The sequence below is a fragment of the Bacillus sp. FSL W7-1034 genome, assembly GCF_038593365.1.
Taxonomy (GTDB): Bacteria; Bacillota; Bacilli; order Bacillales; family Bacillaceae; genus Bacillus; species Bacillus altitudinis.
In genome coordinates, this window is sequence record NZ_CP151989.1 from 970,739 (window position 1) to 986,511 (window position 15,773).

Annotated in this window: 15 protein-coding genes and 1 pseudogene; 8 read left to right on the forward strand and 8 right to left on the reverse strand. The window is 39.9% G+C overall.

What is annotated here, in order from left to right; translation table 11 throughout:
* Positions 1-2: 2 nt before the first annotated feature.
* Complete coding sequence (locus NST73_RS04875; protein WP_008348975.1) at positions 3-1,334, reverse strand: hemolysin family protein; 1,332 nt, start codon at positions 1,332-1,334, stop codon at positions 3-5.
* A 58-nt stretch (positions 1,335-1,392) separates the two neighbouring features.
* Positions 1,393-1,833 carry a MerR family transcriptional regulator gene (locus NST73_RS04880; RefSeq protein WP_034620022.1) on the reverse strand — a complete coding sequence of 147 codons (441 nt, stop codon included), beginning with the start codon at positions 1,831-1,833 and terminating at the stop codon, positions 1,393-1,395.
* A gap of 335 nt (positions 1,834-2,168) precedes the next feature.
* Between NST73_RS04880 and NST73_RS04885 the strand changes: the two genes are divergently transcribed.
* Both NST73_RS04885 and NST73_RS04890 read left to right on the forward strand, forming a co-directional pair.
* Positions 2,169-3,551, forward strand: a complete 1,383-nt coding sequence (locus NST73_RS04885; RefSeq protein WP_025207018.1) for a hemolysin family protein — start codon at positions 2,169-2,171, stop codon at positions 3,549-3,551.
* A gap of 89 nt (positions 3,552-3,640) precedes the next feature.
* Entirely contained in the window at positions 3,641-4,033 is a 393-nt protein-coding gene (locus NST73_RS04890) for a hypothetical protein (protein WP_024719967.1), read from the forward strand.
* Here NST73_RS04890 and NST73_RS04895 read toward each other — a convergent pair.
* From NST73_RS04895 to NST73_RS04905, 3 genes and pseudogenes are all read right to left on the reverse strand, one after another.
* Positions 4,030-4,395: a CrcB family protein gene (locus tag NST73_RS04895; protein ID WP_007497111.1), complete on the reverse strand. Its 366-nt coding sequence runs from the start codon at positions 4,393-4,395 to the stop codon at positions 4,030-4,032. The genes NST73_RS04890 and NST73_RS04895 overlap by 4 nt on opposite strands.
* Entirely contained in the window at positions 4,396-4,797 is a 402-nt protein-coding gene (gene crcB, locus NST73_RS04900) for a fluoride efflux transporter CrcB (protein WP_045034844.1), read from the reverse strand.
* Positions 4,733-5,513, reverse strand: a pseudogene (locus NST73_RS04905) (glycerophosphodiester phosphodiesterase family protein). Before NST73_RS04905 ends, crcB begins: the two are co-directional and overlap by 65 nt.
* A gap of 306 nt (positions 5,514-5,819) precedes the next feature.
* Between NST73_RS04905 and NST73_RS04910 the strand changes: the two are divergent.
* The 3 genes from NST73_RS04910 (at position 5,820) to NST73_RS04920 (ending at position 7,935) form a co-directional block, all read left to right on the forward strand.
* Positions 5,820-5,921: a YhdX family protein gene (locus NST73_RS04910; RefSeq protein ID WP_017360338.1), complete on the forward strand. Its 102-nt coding sequence runs from the start codon at positions 5,820-5,822 to the stop codon at positions 5,919-5,921.
* Between the two features lie 164 nt (positions 5,922-6,085).
* Positions 6,086-7,174 (forward strand): mechanosensitive ion channel family protein, encoded by a 1,089-nt coding sequence (locus NST73_RS04915; RefSeq protein WP_047946622.1) that lies wholly within the window; start codon positions 6,086-6,088, stop codon positions 7,172-7,174.
* A 14-nt stretch (positions 7,175-7,188) separates the two neighbouring features.
* The gene (locus tag NST73_RS04920; protein WP_047946621.1) at positions 7,189-7,935 is read left to right on the forward strand and encodes an NAD-dependent protein deacylase; all 747 of its coding nucleotides are present in this window, start codon (positions 7,189-7,191) and stop codon (positions 7,933-7,935) included.
* 38 nt (positions 7,936-7,973) lie between these two features.
* Here the strand turns inward: NST73_RS04920 and NST73_RS04925 are convergent, their stop codons facing one another.
* Complete coding sequence (locus NST73_RS04925; protein WP_047946620.1) at positions 7,974-8,828, reverse strand: polysaccharide deacetylase family protein; 855 nt, start codon at positions 8,826-8,828, stop codon at positions 7,974-7,976.
* A 295-nt stretch (positions 8,829-9,123) separates the two neighbouring features.
* Here NST73_RS04925 and dat point away from each other — a divergent pair, with 295 nt between their 5' ends.
* Positions 9,124-9,978, forward strand: coding sequence for a D-amino-acid transaminase (gene dat, locus NST73_RS04930; RefSeq protein WP_144678965.1), 855 nt, complete (start codon positions 9,124-9,126; stop codon positions 9,976-9,978).
* Positions 9,979-10,026: 48 nt separating this feature from the next.
* On the opposite strand, the gene NST73_RS04935 is transcribed toward dat, so the two are convergent.
* The gene (locus tag NST73_RS04935) at positions 10,027-10,533 is read right to left on the reverse strand and encodes a universal stress protein (protein ID WP_017360333.1); all 507 of its coding nucleotides are present in this window, start codon (positions 10,531-10,533) and stop codon (positions 10,027-10,029) included.
* Positions 10,534-11,092: 559 nt separating this feature from the next.
* Here NST73_RS04935 and NST73_RS04940 point away from each other — a divergent pair.
* Both NST73_RS04940 and NST73_RS04945 read left to right on the forward strand, forming a co-directional pair.
* Positions 11,093-12,850, forward strand: coding sequence for an ABC transporter transmembrane domain-containing protein (locus NST73_RS04940; protein WP_144678964.1), 1,758 nt, complete (start codon positions 11,093-11,095; stop codon positions 12,848-12,850).
* Positions 12,847-14,862, forward strand: coding sequence for an ABC transporter ATP-binding protein (locus tag NST73_RS04945; protein WP_144678963.1), 2,016 nt, complete (start codon positions 12,847-12,849; stop codon positions 14,860-14,862). The genes NST73_RS04940 and NST73_RS04945 overlap by 4 nt, the downstream gene beginning before the upstream one ends.
* 125 nt (positions 14,863-14,987) lie before the next feature.
* On the opposite strand, the gene NST73_RS04950 is transcribed toward NST73_RS04945, so the two are convergent.
* Entirely contained in the window at positions 14,988-15,605 is a 618-nt protein-coding gene (locus tag NST73_RS04950) for an NAD(P)H-binding protein (protein WP_008348943.1), read from the reverse strand.
* Between the last annotated feature and the right edge of the window lie 168 nt (positions 15,606-15,773).

A 15,773-nucleotide genomic window follows, 5' to 3' on the forward strand; every position in this document is an offset into this window, starting at 1 on the left:
TCTTAAGAAGCGCCTTCTTCAGCTGCTTCTAATAGTTGTTCGTTTAGTTTTTTGACTTCGATGTATGCCACATGGTGTCCATCGACTTCATTAATGATAAATTCATAGCCTTGTTCACGAATCGCGTCATTTTTCTCGACTTCATATTTTTGTGTAAGGAACCAGCCACCGATTGTGTCGACTTCTTCGTTATCAAGCTGAATACCTAGTAGCAGGTTGACTTGATCCACAAGGACCTTTCCATCAAAGATGTAGTGGTCTTCTCCCAATTTACGCACTTCGTTGATTTCATCAATATCGAATTCATCACGAATCTCACCGACAATTTCTTCAAGGATGTCTTCAACTGTTACAAGTCCTGCTGTACCGCCATATTCATCTGATAAAATGGCCATGTGTACACGCTCACGCTGCATTTTAAGAAGTAGATCATGAACAGGAACTGTTTCAATTACATGAATAATCGGGTTTACAAAATGTTCGATCGTATCACTTGTGGAACATTCACCACTAATACATGCAGTGAGTACTTCTTTAATATTCACAACACCGATGATGTTGTCTTTATCGCCATCTTCAATTGGATAACGTGTATATTTCTCGACTTTGGTCACTTTCAGCATTTCCTCAATCGTAATATCGTGCGGGAAGCTGACAACTTCGGTACGAGGAATCATAATTTCTTTCGCCAGACGGTCATCAAATTCAAAAATTTTATTCACATATTTGAATTCAGACTGGTTAATCTCGCCGCTTTTATAGCTCTCAGATAAAATAATCCGCAATTCTTCTTCAGAGTGCGCCATGTCATGCTCAGAAACTTGCTGAAGACCGAACGCTTTTGTTAACAAACGAGCAGATCCATTTAATACCCAGATAAACGGGAACATCACTTTGTAAAAAATCATAAGTGGTCTAGCAAATAGAAGGGACACTTGCTCAGCCTTTTGAATGGCGAGTGTTTTTGGTGCAAGCTCTCCAACCACGACGTGTAAAAACGTCATAATACTAAACGCAATAATAAAAGTGACAATAGAACTAGCTGATTGAGGAATGGACAGCTCTACAAATAGTGGAGCAAGCATGTGCGCAATTGTTTCTTCCCCTAACCAACCAATTCCAAGGGCGGTAATGGTAATACCGAGCTGACAGGCCGACAGATACTCATCAAGGTGAGTCGTGACATGCTTGACAGCAACTGCTGTTTTATTACCTTCTGCGATTAACTGATCAATTCTTGAGCTTCTTAAGCGAATGATCGCAAACTCTGATGCAACGAAAAATGCGGTTAAAGCTATAAGCAAAGCAACTATAAGTAAATTAACTATGTCCAATTAAGGCCTTCGTTCTGACTTTGAGAACGAAGGTAACACCTCCTGTTTAGTAAAAATTTTAACTTAACAGCAGTAAAAATGATTGGACAGCCGTCATCTTCTCAGGTGTAAGCTGTTCTTTTAATTTTTCACGTTGTTCTGGCTGAAGCTGCTTACAACGTACCAAAATGCGGTCCATATGCTCATTCATCCGATCGATATCAGAGGTTAAATGGACAAGTTCATCAGGATCTTCCTTTTGAGAAGGGAATTGTTCATCTAATCTGGATTTGATGTCAGAAAGAGCCAATCTCTGCTGTTTGCAAAGAACGATTAATTGTAATCGTTTTAAAGCATGTTCATCGTAATAACGATAATTAGAGCAAGATCTAACAGGCGCAAGCAACCCTAGATTCGTATAATAATCTACAGTTCGTTTCGTCACCTGTGCAATCTGTGCTAGTTCACCAATACGATACTTTTTCTCAGCCCCATCTGAACATCTCCTCCTAACCGTCACGTTATAGTTTATGAAAATAGTTTAATATAATTCGAGTCTGAAATACAAGATAATTGTTCAGATTTCCTGCCAATATGAAGAAACAAAGGGTATTTCCATCAATTTAGGTTGTCATCTCTAAAATACTGTAGCGATACAGGAATTTTCAGATTATTTATGGTAAGATAAAATGAATACCGTTTCATATATATGTAGAGAGACGGATTTTACGTGAACCGGAGGTGGTTAAGTGGGGCCCTCAAAGTAGTCTTATTTAATCAGTTAACCGTTTTGCAAAAGACAACATCATCAATCAGGAGGTGACTCCTTGTTCTTCTAAGAAAGAGCAAGGTTAAATGGACGATATTGTTAATCTGAGTATAGTCGGAGTTTTGATTGCTTTAACAGCTTTCTTTGTTGCATCTGAATTTGCCATTGTAAAGGTGAGAAGTTCAAGAATTAATCAGCTTGTTGCCGAAGGGTCCAAAAAGGCTATCATGGCGAAAAAGGTGACATCAAGGCTAGATGAATATTTGTCAGCCTGTCAGCTCGGTATTACAGTGACATCCCTTGGTTTAGGGTGGATCGGTAAACCGGCAGTAAAAGAACTTTTAGTTCGAGGTTTTGGTTTGACAAACATTCCTGATTCAGCAATCAGCCTGATCTCAGCAACACTTGCGTTCTCTATTATTACCTTTTTGCATGTAGTTGTTGGCGAGCTTGCACCAAAAACACTTGCCATACAAAAGGCAGAAAAAATGACGCTTTGGCTGTCAGGACCGCTGCATGCATTTTATATCCTTATGTACCCTTTCATTTATGTGTTGAACGGGTCAGCCCGTGTACTAACGAAAATGATGGGTATCGATATGGGGTCTGAAAAAGAACATTCCCATTCCGAAGAGGAATTAAAGATTTTATTATCTGAAAGCTTAAAAAATGGGGAAATCAACTCATCAGAATATAATTATATGAACAAGATATTCGATTTTGATAATCGAATCGCAAGAGAAATTATGATACCGCGAAGAGAAATTTGTGCGATTCCAGAAGATATGCCGTTAGACGAAATACTGGCGATCATGACAAAGGAAAAGTACACACGTTTCCCCGTGTTTTCAGGGGATAAAGACCATGTCATTGGCATGCTCAACAAAAAGCAGCTCTTTGCAGATATTGTGTATCTAGGAGAAAAAGATCAACTGAAGCTTCAAGATTATATTTATCCAGTGATTGAAGTGATTGACACGATTCCAATTCAAGAGCTTCTCGTCAAGATGCAGCGCGATCGAATGCATATGGCGATTTTAACGGATGAATATGGCGGGACATCTGGACTTGTTACAACGGAGGATATTTTAGAAGAGATTGTTGGAGACATTCGAGATGAATTCGATGAAGATGAGCAGCCGGTCATTCAAAAGAGAGCGGAGCATCATTATATATTAGATGGAAAAGTGAGATTAGAGGAAGTTCAAGATTTGATCGAAATGTCATATCATGATGAAGAAATTGATACGATAGGCGGGCTAATCTTAAATGAGAACATTGATATCCGAGAAGGACAATCCATTTACCTTGATGATATTCGGATGAAGGTCTTGGAGATGGATGGACGCTATGTGAAAAAGATCGACCTGAAAAAAGGCGTCACATCATCAGAAAAAGAAAATACACGCACAGGGCTTGATATAAAAGAGCCGCTGTTAGTAAATGAAATGACCTTGAGCGAAAAATAAGCTCAAGGTTTTTTTAGGTATTTAGCCTCTTTTTTGAGAATATATGTTCGTATATAATAAGAACAAACGTTCGTAAAAGGGGGATGGACATGCTCTGGTATGAAACAGCAAGTATCGCGGAGAAAAAAACCTCAATGAAACGTATTGAGTTTCATTTAAAAAATTTCAAGAACTATCAAGCAGCCATTTTAAATATTGAAAGACAGCTTGAAAAGCGAAGTTCTCTCCAACATCATCATATGGCACGTCAAAAATTAGAAGAGCAGAAAAGCCAGTATGAACTGATTGTTGCTTGTATTGAAACGGCTTTAAAAGAATTGGATGAAATAGAGCAGCAGCTCATTGATTATAAGTATTTTCGAGATTGGCGCATGGCAAAATGTGCAATCGAAATCGGCTATAGTGAGAAGACACTATTTTTAATGAAGCGCCAGCTGATGGATCAACTGCTCATCAGCCTAGCTGCCATCACAGATATTTAAAAAAGAAGTTGTCCTATTTGATAAAACGCCGCAAAAAGGCATAAAGAGCCGATAATTGTCACAAGTAAATAGGCAGCAAGCTTTCCTATTTGACGCTGCATCAGCATCGTCGCAGATTCTACACTAAACGTAGAGAATGTGGTAAAGCCGCCAAAAAAACCGGTTCCTATGATCACTAGCAGTGGATGATTGGACGTTACAGCGCCTGTGAGAAAACCCAAACCGGCTGCACCTAATAAATTAATGAAAATAATACTGTACGGGAAAAGGGCATGGGATGGAGTTTTCTGGATTGTTTGGCTGATGAAGAAACGACATGCACTACCGATCCCTCCAGCTACAGCTGTACAAAAAACAATCATTTATCTGCTTCCTTTCTGCTGCTTATTTTGATGAAAGAGCCGTTCAGCAAGGATCAGGCCAGCTAAAGCAGCGGCTACTCCAGCAATGACTGAGAGCAGGATGTACATCATACTTAAATTGAACTGCCCTGCCTGTAACAGAAGAACTGTCTCTTTAGAAAAGGTGGACATGGTCGTAAACCCGCCGCAAAACCCTGTTCCAATCAAAGCTGCAAGATATTTTTTTCCTTTCTGAAATAGAAAGTATCCTGTCGCAAAACCAAGAAGCAGGCTGCCGGAAATATTTTCAATCATCGTTGCATATGGGAATGTCTGGCTGATGACAGTTTGGCTTAGTTCATATCTGCAAAGTGTACCAATCAATCCACCGATAAAAACGGCGAAATAAGTTTTCATGTGCATCATTTCTCCTTTTGAAAAAATAGCGGGTTATCCGTTACCACACCATCAATTGGATATTTTTTGATTCGATCCGCTGTTTTTTGATCTTTTACAGTCCATATAAACACATCCATCCCGAATGTGTGGATGCGGTCTATCCACCATCTATTGATCATCGTTTTCTTCATATTAAGACAATTTGCAAACGAGCTGTATGTCGTTAACTTTCGTTTCGTTAGTTTAAATGCATCAGGCTTTATAATCAAAGCTGTGCGAAGAGAAGGGGCGAATGCTTTAATTCTTTGTAGTGCATGAACATCAAAAGATTGAATGATGATATGACGAGAATAGGCAAACCGATTGATGATGTCGACAACGGCCTTTTCGATTCCTATCTGCCGTTTTGGGTGTTTGATCTCGATCAATATCCCAATCCGCTGACTGTATCTTTCAAGAATTTCTTGTAATGTTGGAATTCGTTCATTCGTATACTGTTGGTCAAACCAGCTTCCTGCGTCCAGTTTTTTCAACTGATCAAGTGTATAGCTTTTGACTAAGCCGTTTCCGTTCGTCGTTCGCTCAACGGTATCATCATGGATGACGACGACGTGCTGATCCATTGTCATTTGTACGTCTAATTCAATATAATCTGCTCCTTGCTCGACAGCTACATCAAACGCAGCGATTGTATTTTCTGGGGCTGCGCTTGATGACCCTCTATGTGCGATAATATACACTTGCTCCAGCTCCCTGACATAAGTTCTGGTCTTATCATATCAAATGCTTTGGTGGTTTTCCTTCTTTACTATATGGAGAAGAAGAGCGCCGTATTATCATGGAACCTCATGTACCGAAAAAGCTTGATGTATCATTTTGAAAAATTTACAGGAATAGAGCAAGCTTTGATTGAGTAAACCTGAATTACATCAATTTTTCTTCGATCAATTTTGTCCAAATCGTCAGCGTTCGTCAAAATATTAGTGCTTTCGTCATGTTGACTGAAAATTCTGATGTTTTATAATGATGAAAAGGAGGCGAGATGATTGGGTAAAGGGAGAATTAGAGTGGAAGAACGTATTAAGGCCGAAACGGATGCTGAAATGTTTAAAGCGACTCTCCTTGATCAGGCTCAGAAGAAAAAGTAGTTTGCTGCCCGTCGATATGTCTCAAGCCAAAATTTCATAATTGAACATCATGCCTCGGGATAGGTCCCGAGGCTTTTTATATAGAGATCAGACATTTAAGAGAGGACATAAACGAAGGTTATATTATAAACTAGAGAGGATTGTTTTAAAGGAGAGAGACAGAGATGTTTACACAAAAATGGATGGATACATATTTTACAGTCGATATTGCGATCCAAATAGGCATTAGCCTTTGTATTTTATTGCTTTTTTTATTACTTCGAAAAGTATTTACGAAATACTTGTTTCACCTGCTCTTTAAGCTGACAAATCGGTCTAAAACCGAAGTCATTAACCAAATTGTCGTGGCGTTTGAAAAACCTGCGAGACTGTTTTTTGTGGCACTAGGTTTATATTTTGCGTTAAGACAAGCCCCATACTTTGAGCACCATATGGATGTCATTGTCAAATTGTATAGATCTTCTATTATTTTGATGCTGACGTGGGGGCTTTGTAATCTAACCGCAGCTTCTTCCTTCTTATTTCAAAAAGTGAATTCAAAATTTGAATTAGAGATGGATGATATTTTAGCCCCATTTTTATCAAAGGTTCTTCGGTTTATGATTATTGCACTGAGTATTAGCGTCATTGCACAAGAATTTAATTATGATGTAAACGGACTTGTGGCAGGGCTTGGCCTAGGTGGTCTTGCTTTTGCACTCGCTGCGCAGGATACAGTGGCGAACTTTTTTGGAGGAATTGTGATTATTACAGAGAAGCCTTTTACAATGGGCGATTTTGTAGAGACTCCAAGTGTACTTGGGACTGTAGAGGACATTACCTTCCGAAGCACAAAATTTAGAACACCTGCTGAAGCGGTGGTGACCGTGCCAAATTCGACCCTTTCAAAGGAGCCGATCACAAATTGGACGAGAATGAATAAACGTCAAATTACGTTCTCCGTTCGCGTATCTTACAATACACCGAAAGAAAACATTGATAAGTGCATCAAACGTCTGAAGCAAATGCTTTATGATCATGATGGGGTTCATAAGGAAACGATTATGGTGAATTTCGATGTGCTGGCAGACAGCTATTTAAACTTATTCTTTAACTTTTATACAAACACAACGGCTTGGTCTGAAAACCTGGATATTAAGCAGGATATTAACTATCGCATTATTGATATTTTCCATGAAGAAGGGGTAGAATTTGCTTTCCCTGGACAGACCATTTATATGAAACAAAAAGGTGAGAAACAGCTCGGTGAATAAAGGAGGAATGGTGGTTGGATCAAACAAAAGTGGCAGCGCTAAGAGAGAGATTATCAAAGGCCTCACATATTACAGTCCTTTCAGGTGCTGGGATGAGCACAGAATCGGGAATTCCCGATTTTAGATCAACGGGTGGACTATGGACAGAAGATACTTCTCGCATGGAGGCAATGAGCCGGTCCTACTTTTTATCACATCCGCATCAATTTTGGCCGAAATTCAAAGAATTGTTTCAAATGAAGATGAGTGGAGAGTACGAGCCAAACGCTGGACATGCTTTTTTAGCCAATTTAGAAAAGCAAGGAAAACGCGTGGATATTTTCACGCAAAATATCGATGGTCTGCATAAAAAAGCGGGAAGCCAGCATGTGTATGAACTGCATGGTTCCATTCAAACAGCTACATGTCCATCATGCGGGTCAACATACGAACTGCCTTATTTATTACAAGAAGAGGTACCGGTTTGTGAGCGGATTTCATCAGACGGCCGTACATGTGGACGAGTACTTAAAACAGATGTTGTCCTTTTTGGGGACATGGTGAAGCACTTTGATCAAGTGGAGAAATCGCTCCTGCAAACGGACATGCTACTCGTCATGGGAACGTCCTTAGAAGTGGCACCAGCCCGATATATTCCAGAAGATGCTGCTCATCATCCTTCCATCTTTAAGGTCATGATGAATTTAAGTGAAACGGAATTCGATCCGCTGTTTGATCTTGTCTTTCACGAACGAATTGGCGAGCTTGTGAATGCTTTATAAATCATAAAAAACCCGCATCCAATAGGTGCGGGTTTGCTTTATTGTTGAAGTGGCTTCATTGTTTCATCAAGGACTTCAAACGTGTAGCCCTTCGCCTTTAATTGTGTGATCAGACTGTTTAAGTATTTTGCAGTAGCTGGCTGATCATGCATTAAGATGATTTTTGGCTCTTTCGGGTACTTGGTTTCAAGTACCTGCAGCTGATTTAATACTTCTGGTACATATTTTGAGCTTTTATATTTCCAGTCAAGACTGTCAATGGTCCAGTCCCAGTATACAAAGCCTTTTTGTTTTAAACGTGTTTTTTGCTGGTCTGTTAAGTTTGGAGAACTGCCATAAGGTGTTCTCACAAGATGTGTATATTCACCAGTAACAGAAGCCAATATACGTTGATCTTCTTTCATTTCATTTACAGGAGAATCACTTTTTTGATAAAAGCGTTTCACATCATGCGTGATGCCATGAAGTCCTAATTGATGACCTTCTTGATGAAGTCTTTTCACAGCTGCTGGGTGTTCTTTGATTTGCGGCCCGAGCATAAAAAATGTGGCCTTCACTTGCTGTGACTTTAGCACATCTAACAGCTGATTTGATGTAGCAGAAGGGCCATCATCAAAGGTCAAAAAGATCGTTTGATCCGTTACATGTTTGTTTGGATTGATCTTAAAATGTGCATCTAATGTTTTTGGCGAATCATCTTTTGCTTTCAGACTTGTACTTGTGTCTCGAAATGGACTGCTCGCAGACACTTCATTCGGTTGATCTGCTGCCTGCATATTGGTTTTAGACATATCCCAAATGAAAAAAAGGATCAATATCAGGATGACTAGACCAATCGCCTTTGAGAGCAGCATCGTGTTTGAAGGTGTCTGTTTTTTCGTAACCCGTTGCATTACAATCGCTCCAATAAATCAGTAGTTTGTGTCGAATCATGTAGTGGATTCTGTCTTTTTTCGCTGTTTTTTGTCGTGCTCATATGGAGTAAGTATACAGGAAAAAAGAGCCTATGAATATAGAAGATGCTAAAAAATTGGAATCTTTTTGGTTATGAATCTATATTTGTTACAATAGAAGGTTATCCAGTCAAATGGATATGAAATAATTCTGAATAATCATTGAAACGTTTACATTTATCCGCTAAGATAGCATCAGATTCAACCATTAAGCAAAGCGAAGGGGAGATTCCATATGAAAGTATTGTACAATGGGGATTTTATTGAAAAAAAAGATGCACATGTTGATATTGAAGACAGAGGCTATCAATTTGGCGACGGAGTCTATGAGGTCATCCGCGTATATAATGGGACTTTGTTTACATTAAAAGAGCATACTGAGCGTCTATTCAAGAGTGCAAAGGAAATCGGCATTCATCTGCAAGGTACAGTATCCGATATGGAAGAGAATTTGAAGAAGCTAGTCGCAGATAATCAAGTGATTGATGGCGGCGTGTATATTCAAGTCACGCGAGGCGTCGCACCTCGTAAACATCAATATGGTGCACTTACCCCTCAGATTACGGCATATACATTTCAAGTGAAAAAGCCTATTCAAGAGCAGACAGCTGGTGTGAAAGCTCTATTGTCTGAAGATCTTCGCTGGTTAAGGTGTGATATTAAAAGCTTAAACCTTTTATATAACGTCATGGAAAAGCAGAAAGCGTCTGAAGCTGGTGCGTTTGAAGCGATTTTAATAAGAGACGGCTTTGTGACAGAGGGGACGTCCTCGAATGTATATGCCGTCATTGACGGTGTCATTCGTACACACCCAGCAAATAACCTGATTTTAAACGGCATTACACGTAGAAAGCTGCTAGAGGTTTGTCAGGAAGAAGGATGTCGTGTGGAAGAAACCCGCATGAGTAAAGACGAACTTTTGCATGCACAGGAAATTTTCATCAGTTCAACGACAGCTGAAGTGATTCCAATTGTAGAGATAGATGGTCAGCCAGTTGGGGAAGGTGTTCCAGGAGAGATCACGAAGCGTGTACAGGAAGGGTTCCAGAAAAAAATTAAGTATGAAAGCGAAGCATCCATTTCTTCGTAAAAAGAAAAAGGCTGTAAACCAATGTTTACAGCCTTTTGTGATTCATATTTATTTCACGATCAGTACAGGTATATCTGATTTGGACGATAACTTTTCACTCACACTGCCAAAGAGCATTTTTTTCAATCTGCTTTGGTCACGTGCTCCCATGACGATGAGGTCTGCTGAAATCTTTTCAGCGTATTCGATAATCGCTTCTGCAGGCTCCCCTTCAACAATTTCAATCGCAGCTTCAAACTGCTCTTCATTTAACAGCATTCTTGCTTCTGCAACGACCTCTTCTGTATGATCTTCAAAAATCAAGGGACTTTGCTGTTCATCATGAGGTACATACACAGGGGGTGTTTGAAGGTCTGCCATGCCGCCTCCGATATAAGCGCCGCCAGTCATTGGGCGAGGTGCATCAAACACCTGTCTGCTGGATTTCCCATCATGAGCGTAAGCAACGGTCAGCTTGGCATTCAACGTTTTGGCTAAAGCGATTGCCTTCTTTAATGCTTTCTTACTGTCTTCATGTCCATCAAACGCAACGACCATCCGATCAGCTTGAAACAATGTCCTCATTCCTTTCAAAAGGAGTCTATACGTTCATGGTATACCCGTTATGAGAAAAAGATACACATGAAAGCGATTGTGTTTTTGTTAGAAAATTTCATTTATTGAAAAATATTTATTGACAAAATGGTGACAGCCACTATAAGATAAAAAAAGATTCAAGAGCCAAAAGGAGGAAATGTCATGTGCAACATCATTGGAAGAATGAAATCAAACTGCATGAATGGGTTGATTCACGTGACAATTACACCTTCATTGGTCATTGAAAAGGGACTCGTATGTTCCAATTGATCGGATGAATCAAGGCGTATGTTGCGTATTTGTCAACATGCGCCTTTTTATCATGTATAAAAGAGGCGTACCAGTTAGCTGGTTGCCTCTTTTTTTGTTGTATACATTTCGTATCTCGAAATAATGGAATGCATCAACAACTAAATGAAGAGGAGTGAAAGCATGTGAACATGCCAAAGGCAAGACAAATGACAAAAGTTCAAAAAACGAAACAAGGTGACAATCAGGAAAATATAGAAAGCGGCTAGCTTTAAAAGGAGAGACAAACATGTTTTCAGTATTTGTGAAATTAGGCTGGTTCTTTAAACAAGAGTGGAGGCGCTATACAATCGCCATTACGCTGCTGCTCATTGTGAATGTGCTTGAAATGCTGCCACCGAGGTATCTAGGTCAAGCAGTTGATGACATTCGGTCTGGTCAATTTACAACATCCAGTATCTTATTTTACGTAACCATTTTTTGCTTACTTGGTGTCAGTGTCTATGCGCTCACCTACTTTTGGATGTATCAGTTATTTGGCGGCGCGAATGTCATGGAGCGTGTGATGCGCGGAAAATTAATGCGCCACTTACTGAAGATGACACCCACCTTTTATGAAAAGAAAAAAACCGGAAATCTAATGGCGCTAGGTACAAATGATTTGAATGCTGTGGCTTTAACAACAGGCTTTGGCGTTTTAACATTAGTCGATTCCACTGCTTACATGCTGATGATCTTTTTTACAATGGGGCTGACGATCAGCTGGAAATTAACTTTAATGGCCATTATCCCGATGCCGTTGATGGCGATTTTGATAGCGTTTTATGGCAGTAAAATTCATGAACGCTTTACAGTTGCTCAAGATGCATTTGGTGATATGAATGATCGTGTATTAGAATCAGTTGCCGGCGTTCGGGTGATTCGGTCTTTTGTGCAGGAAAAACAAGATGTGAATCGCTTTCGAGAAATGACAGACGATGTCTTTCAAAAAAATATGAGAGTAGCGATCATTGATTCATTGTTTGAGCCGACGGTGAAATTGCTTGTGGGGATCAGTTATTTAATCGGTATCGGTTATGGCGCATATCTTGTGTTCCAAAGTGATTTAACCATTGGTGAGCTTGTCGCATTTAACGTCTATCTGGGGATGATGATCTGGCCAATGTTTGCCATTGGTGAATTGATTAATATCATGCAAAGAGGAAATGCCTCATTAGACCGGTTGAATCATACACTCAGTTATCAACCGGATGTAACTGACGCAGCCAAGCCAAAAAGATTACAAGAGCCTGGCGATATACAATTTGAACATGTGACATTTAGGTATCCAACTTCCTCTAAAGATAATCTAACAGATGTCTCCTTTACTGTACGAAAAGGGCAAACGATTGGTATTACAGGAAAAACGGGAAGTGGAAAAACAACGATTGTCAAACAGCTTCTTCGTCAGTATCCGACAGGTGATGGGAAGATCTTGCTTTCAGGTGTTCCAATTGAGGACTTTGAATTGGATCAACTGTTCCAATGGATTGGCTATGTTCCGCAAGATCATGTCCTTTTCTCAAAAAGTGTAGAAGAGAATATGCGTTTCGGTCATAGAGACGCGAGAGAAGCTGAATTAGCACAAGCGATTAAAGATGCTTACTTTGAAAAGGATTTACGCCTTTTACCAGAAGGCTTGGAAACCATGGTTGGAGAAAAGGGAGTGGCGCTGTCAGGAGGACAGAAGCAGCGGATTTCCATTGCACGTGCTTTATTAATTGACCCAGACATTTTGATTTTGGATGACTCGTTATCTGCAGTTGATGCAAAAACAGAAACGGCTATTTTAGAGAATTTAAGACAAAATCGTCATGGAAAAACGACATTTATTACAACCCACCGTCTATCAGCTGTAGAGCATGCGGATCTCATTCTTGTCATGGAAGAAGGACGTATTGTTCAAAAGGGAACCCATCAAGCGCTTATTCAGCAAGATGGATGGTATAAAGAGCAATTTCTGCGTCAACAGCTGACAAATCAGCTGGAAGGAGGGGATGAGGCATGACAACAGGGAGAAGACTTCTTGCCTATGCACTCCTATATAAAAAAGTATTGTCTGTTGCTTTGATCTTTCTGATCATTGCAGTTGGTGCTGAGTTGACAGGACCTTTCATTGGGAAAAAAATGATTGATGATCATATTTTAGGTGTAGAAAAACCGTATGTTGAGGTAAATGAAAAAACAGATAAAACGGTTTATTACCAGGGAAATAACTATATAAGAAGTGACCGGCTACAGAATCAAAATGAAGCTGGAAAGCAAATCAATGTCGTGCAAGTCGGATTTGGGTACTATTTTGTGAATGAACCGATTCGATTTGACGGGAGCAGGACAATAGAAGGGGATCAGCTCACCATTGAAAATGGGAGCGAACGTGAGACGTATCAGGTACAGCGTTTATCCAAAGAGGAAATCTTTGCTTTTTATCAGCCGGAAATCAGTGGTTTGGTACAGCTTGTTCTATTTTATTTTGGGATGCTCGTCATTGCGATTTTCTTTCAATATGGGCAGCACTATTTACTCCAGCGTATTGCAAATCGCATTATTCAAAAAATGCGAGTGGACGTATTTGAACATATTCAAACGCTTCCGATTCGGTATTTTGATAATTTACCGGCTGGAAAGGTTGTCGCCCGGATTACGAATGACACAGAAACCATTCGTGATTTATATGTTACAGTACTAGCGAATTTCGTCACAAGTGCCATTTACATGGTTGGAATTTATATCGCCATGTTCTTATTAAATGTGAAGCTGGCGCTTATTTGTTTAGTGGCTGTTCCGATTATTTTCCTATGGTCGATGACTTATCGAAAGTTTGCGTCAGTTTACAATCACCGCATTCGATCCATCATCAGTGAAATTAATGCCAAGCTAAATGAAGCCATTCAAGGAATGACGATTATTCAAGCATTTCGACATGAACAAGCAACGAAAGAAGAATTTGATGAGCTGAATAACAATCACTTTCGATATCAGCGAAAGATGCTTCATTTAAATTCACTGCTTTCACATAACTTGGTGAATCTACTTCGGAACTTAGCATATGTCGCACTCATTTGGTATTTTGGCGGCGCGTCCTTAAGTGCGACGGGCATTGTGTCGATTGGGGTACTCTATGCATTTGTCGATTATTTAAATCGTTTGTTCCAGCCGATTACAGGCATTGTGAATCAATTCTCTAGATTAGAATTAGCCAGGGTTTCATCTGAACGGGTCTTTCGATTATTAGATGAGCCAGGTACTGAAGTGGAAGAACCGGTTCAGAAGAAAATCGAGGGGCACGTTCAATTTCAGGATGTTACCTTTGCGTATAATGAAGGGAAAAATGTATTAAAGAACATCACCTTTGAGGCCAAAAAAGGTCAGACGGTGGCGCTCGTTGGACATACCGGTTCTGGGAAAAGTTCGATCATGAATTTGCTGCTACGTTTTTATGATATTCAGCATGGGGATATCCTCATTGATGGAGAAAGCATCTATGATCAGTCGCGCCAAACGCTGCGTAAACAAATGGGCATTGTACTGCAAGATCCTTATTTATTTTCTGGAACGATCGCATCCAATGTCAGTTTAGGAAATGAAGACATTAAAAGAGAAACGATTGAAACATCGTTAAAGCAAGTGGGCGCAGCAGAACTATTAAAGCATTTGCCTGAAGGTTTTGATGAACCAGTTGTTGAAAAGGGGAGTACTCTTTCCTCTGGGGAGCGTCAATTGATTTCATTTGCCCGTGCACTGGCATACGATCCAGCGATCTTAATTCTAGATGAAGCGACGGCTAACATTGATACAGAAACAGAAGCCATCATTCAACGGGCACTGGATGTCGTCAAAGAAGGACGAACCACTTTTGTCATTGCGCACCGATTATCTACTATTAAGAAAGCTGACATGATTTTGGTGTTAGAAAAGGGTGAGATTGTCGAGCGCGGCAGCCACGAAGAGCTCATGGAGCAAGGCGGACTGTATGCGCAAATGTACGAATTACAAAAGGGAGCTGTGACGAGCGGCTGATAGGATGAGTAGCAAAAGCCTCTTTCAATTTGAAAGAGGCTTTTTCATGGCAATGAAAAAAGTCGAGGCTTCATGATATGATCTCGACTTTTACTGGTTGTATATCATTTACACGAACTAAATGGTCAATAAGCGATACCGACACGTTGATGCACAAATTCTTTTGAGTTTAACTGCTGATACAAAAAGTGTGCGGTATCTTCAACTGAGATTTTCTGTCCATCTATAGGGAGAAAATTCTTTTCATAGCGATATGACCGTGTCACTTCTCCATCTGGTAAATAGGTTGGGCAAATGATTGTCCAATCTAGTTCAGTTGATTGAAGAATTTCAAATGCTTTGGCATGTTCTTTAGCAGCTCGGGAAGTGGTTCGCCTTGATTCATTTGTTTCAAAGCGGTAAAGCTCAGGCTGCTGCCTTGCTTTCAAAATCCCCGCAGTGCCAATCGTTATAATTCTTGATGTTCCTGTTTGCTTCATGGCTTGTACGATATGCTCCATTGAAACAGATAAAGTATCATCACCATCTGTTGATAGACAGCTCACGACAATATCTGATCCTTTAATTGTTTCAAGCACATCCTCTTGATTTCTGGAATTGCCGGTGACTTGAAACATACCCGCAAGCATTTCTTCCCGGTTTGTCCGAATTAACGAGCGAACCATGTAACGATCATCTTCTTTTACGAAACGAAGAAATGCTTGTCCTACACGTCCATGAGCACCGAAAAGAGCTATTTTCATCTGATCGATCCCTCCACTACATACTATAAGTGAAAAGAACTTAAAATGGTACAGTTTTATGTCATGCTTTTTTTATAAAGATGAAAGGACCGAATACTATGAGCATATTCACATAATAGAGAGAGACCGACAAATTGTAGAAGTTCAAAATTCACACCTGAAATAATG

What these genes read in the sequence shown, in the direction of transcription:
- NST73_RS04885 (WP_025207018.1), top strand. Translation starts at nt 2,169, where the DNA reads ATGGACGATATTGTTAATCTGAGTATAGTCGGAGTTTTGATTGCTTTA.
- NST73_RS04890 (WP_024719967.1), top strand. Translation starts at nt 3,641, where the DNA reads ATGCTCTGGTATGAAACAGCAAGTATCGCGGAGAAAAAAACCTCAATG.
- NST73_RS04895 (WP_007497111.1), bottom strand. Translation starts at nt 4,395, where the DNA reads ATGATTGTTTTTTGTACAGCTGTAGCTGGAGGGATCGGTAGTGCATGT.
- crcB (WP_045034844.1), bottom strand. Translation starts at nt 4,797, where the DNA reads ATGCACATGAAAACTTATTTCGCCGTTTTTATCGGTGGATTGATTGGT.
- NST73_RS04915 (WP_047946622.1), top strand. Translation starts at nt 6,086, where the DNA reads ATGTTTACACAAAAATGGATGGATACATATTTTACAGTCGATATTGCG.
- NST73_RS04925 (WP_047946620.1), bottom strand. Translation starts at nt 8,828, where the DNA reads ATGCAACGGGTTACGAAAAAACAGACACCTTCAAACACGATGCTGCTC.
- dat (WP_144678965.1), top strand. Translation starts at nt 9,124, where the DNA reads ATGAAAGTATTGTACAATGGGGATTTTATTGAAAAAAAAGATGCACAT.
- NST73_RS04940 (WP_144678964.1), top strand. Translation starts at nt 11,093, where the DNA reads ATGTTTTCAGTATTTGTGAAATTAGGCTGGTTCTTTAAACAAGAGTGG.
- NST73_RS04945 (WP_144678963.1), top strand. Translation starts at nt 12,847, where the DNA reads ATGACAACAGGGAGAAGACTTCTTGCCTATGCACTCCTATATAAAAAA.
- NST73_RS04950 (WP_008348943.1), bottom strand. Translation starts at nt 15,605, where the DNA reads ATGAAAATAGCTCTTTTCGGTGCTCATGGACGTGTAGGACAAGCATTT.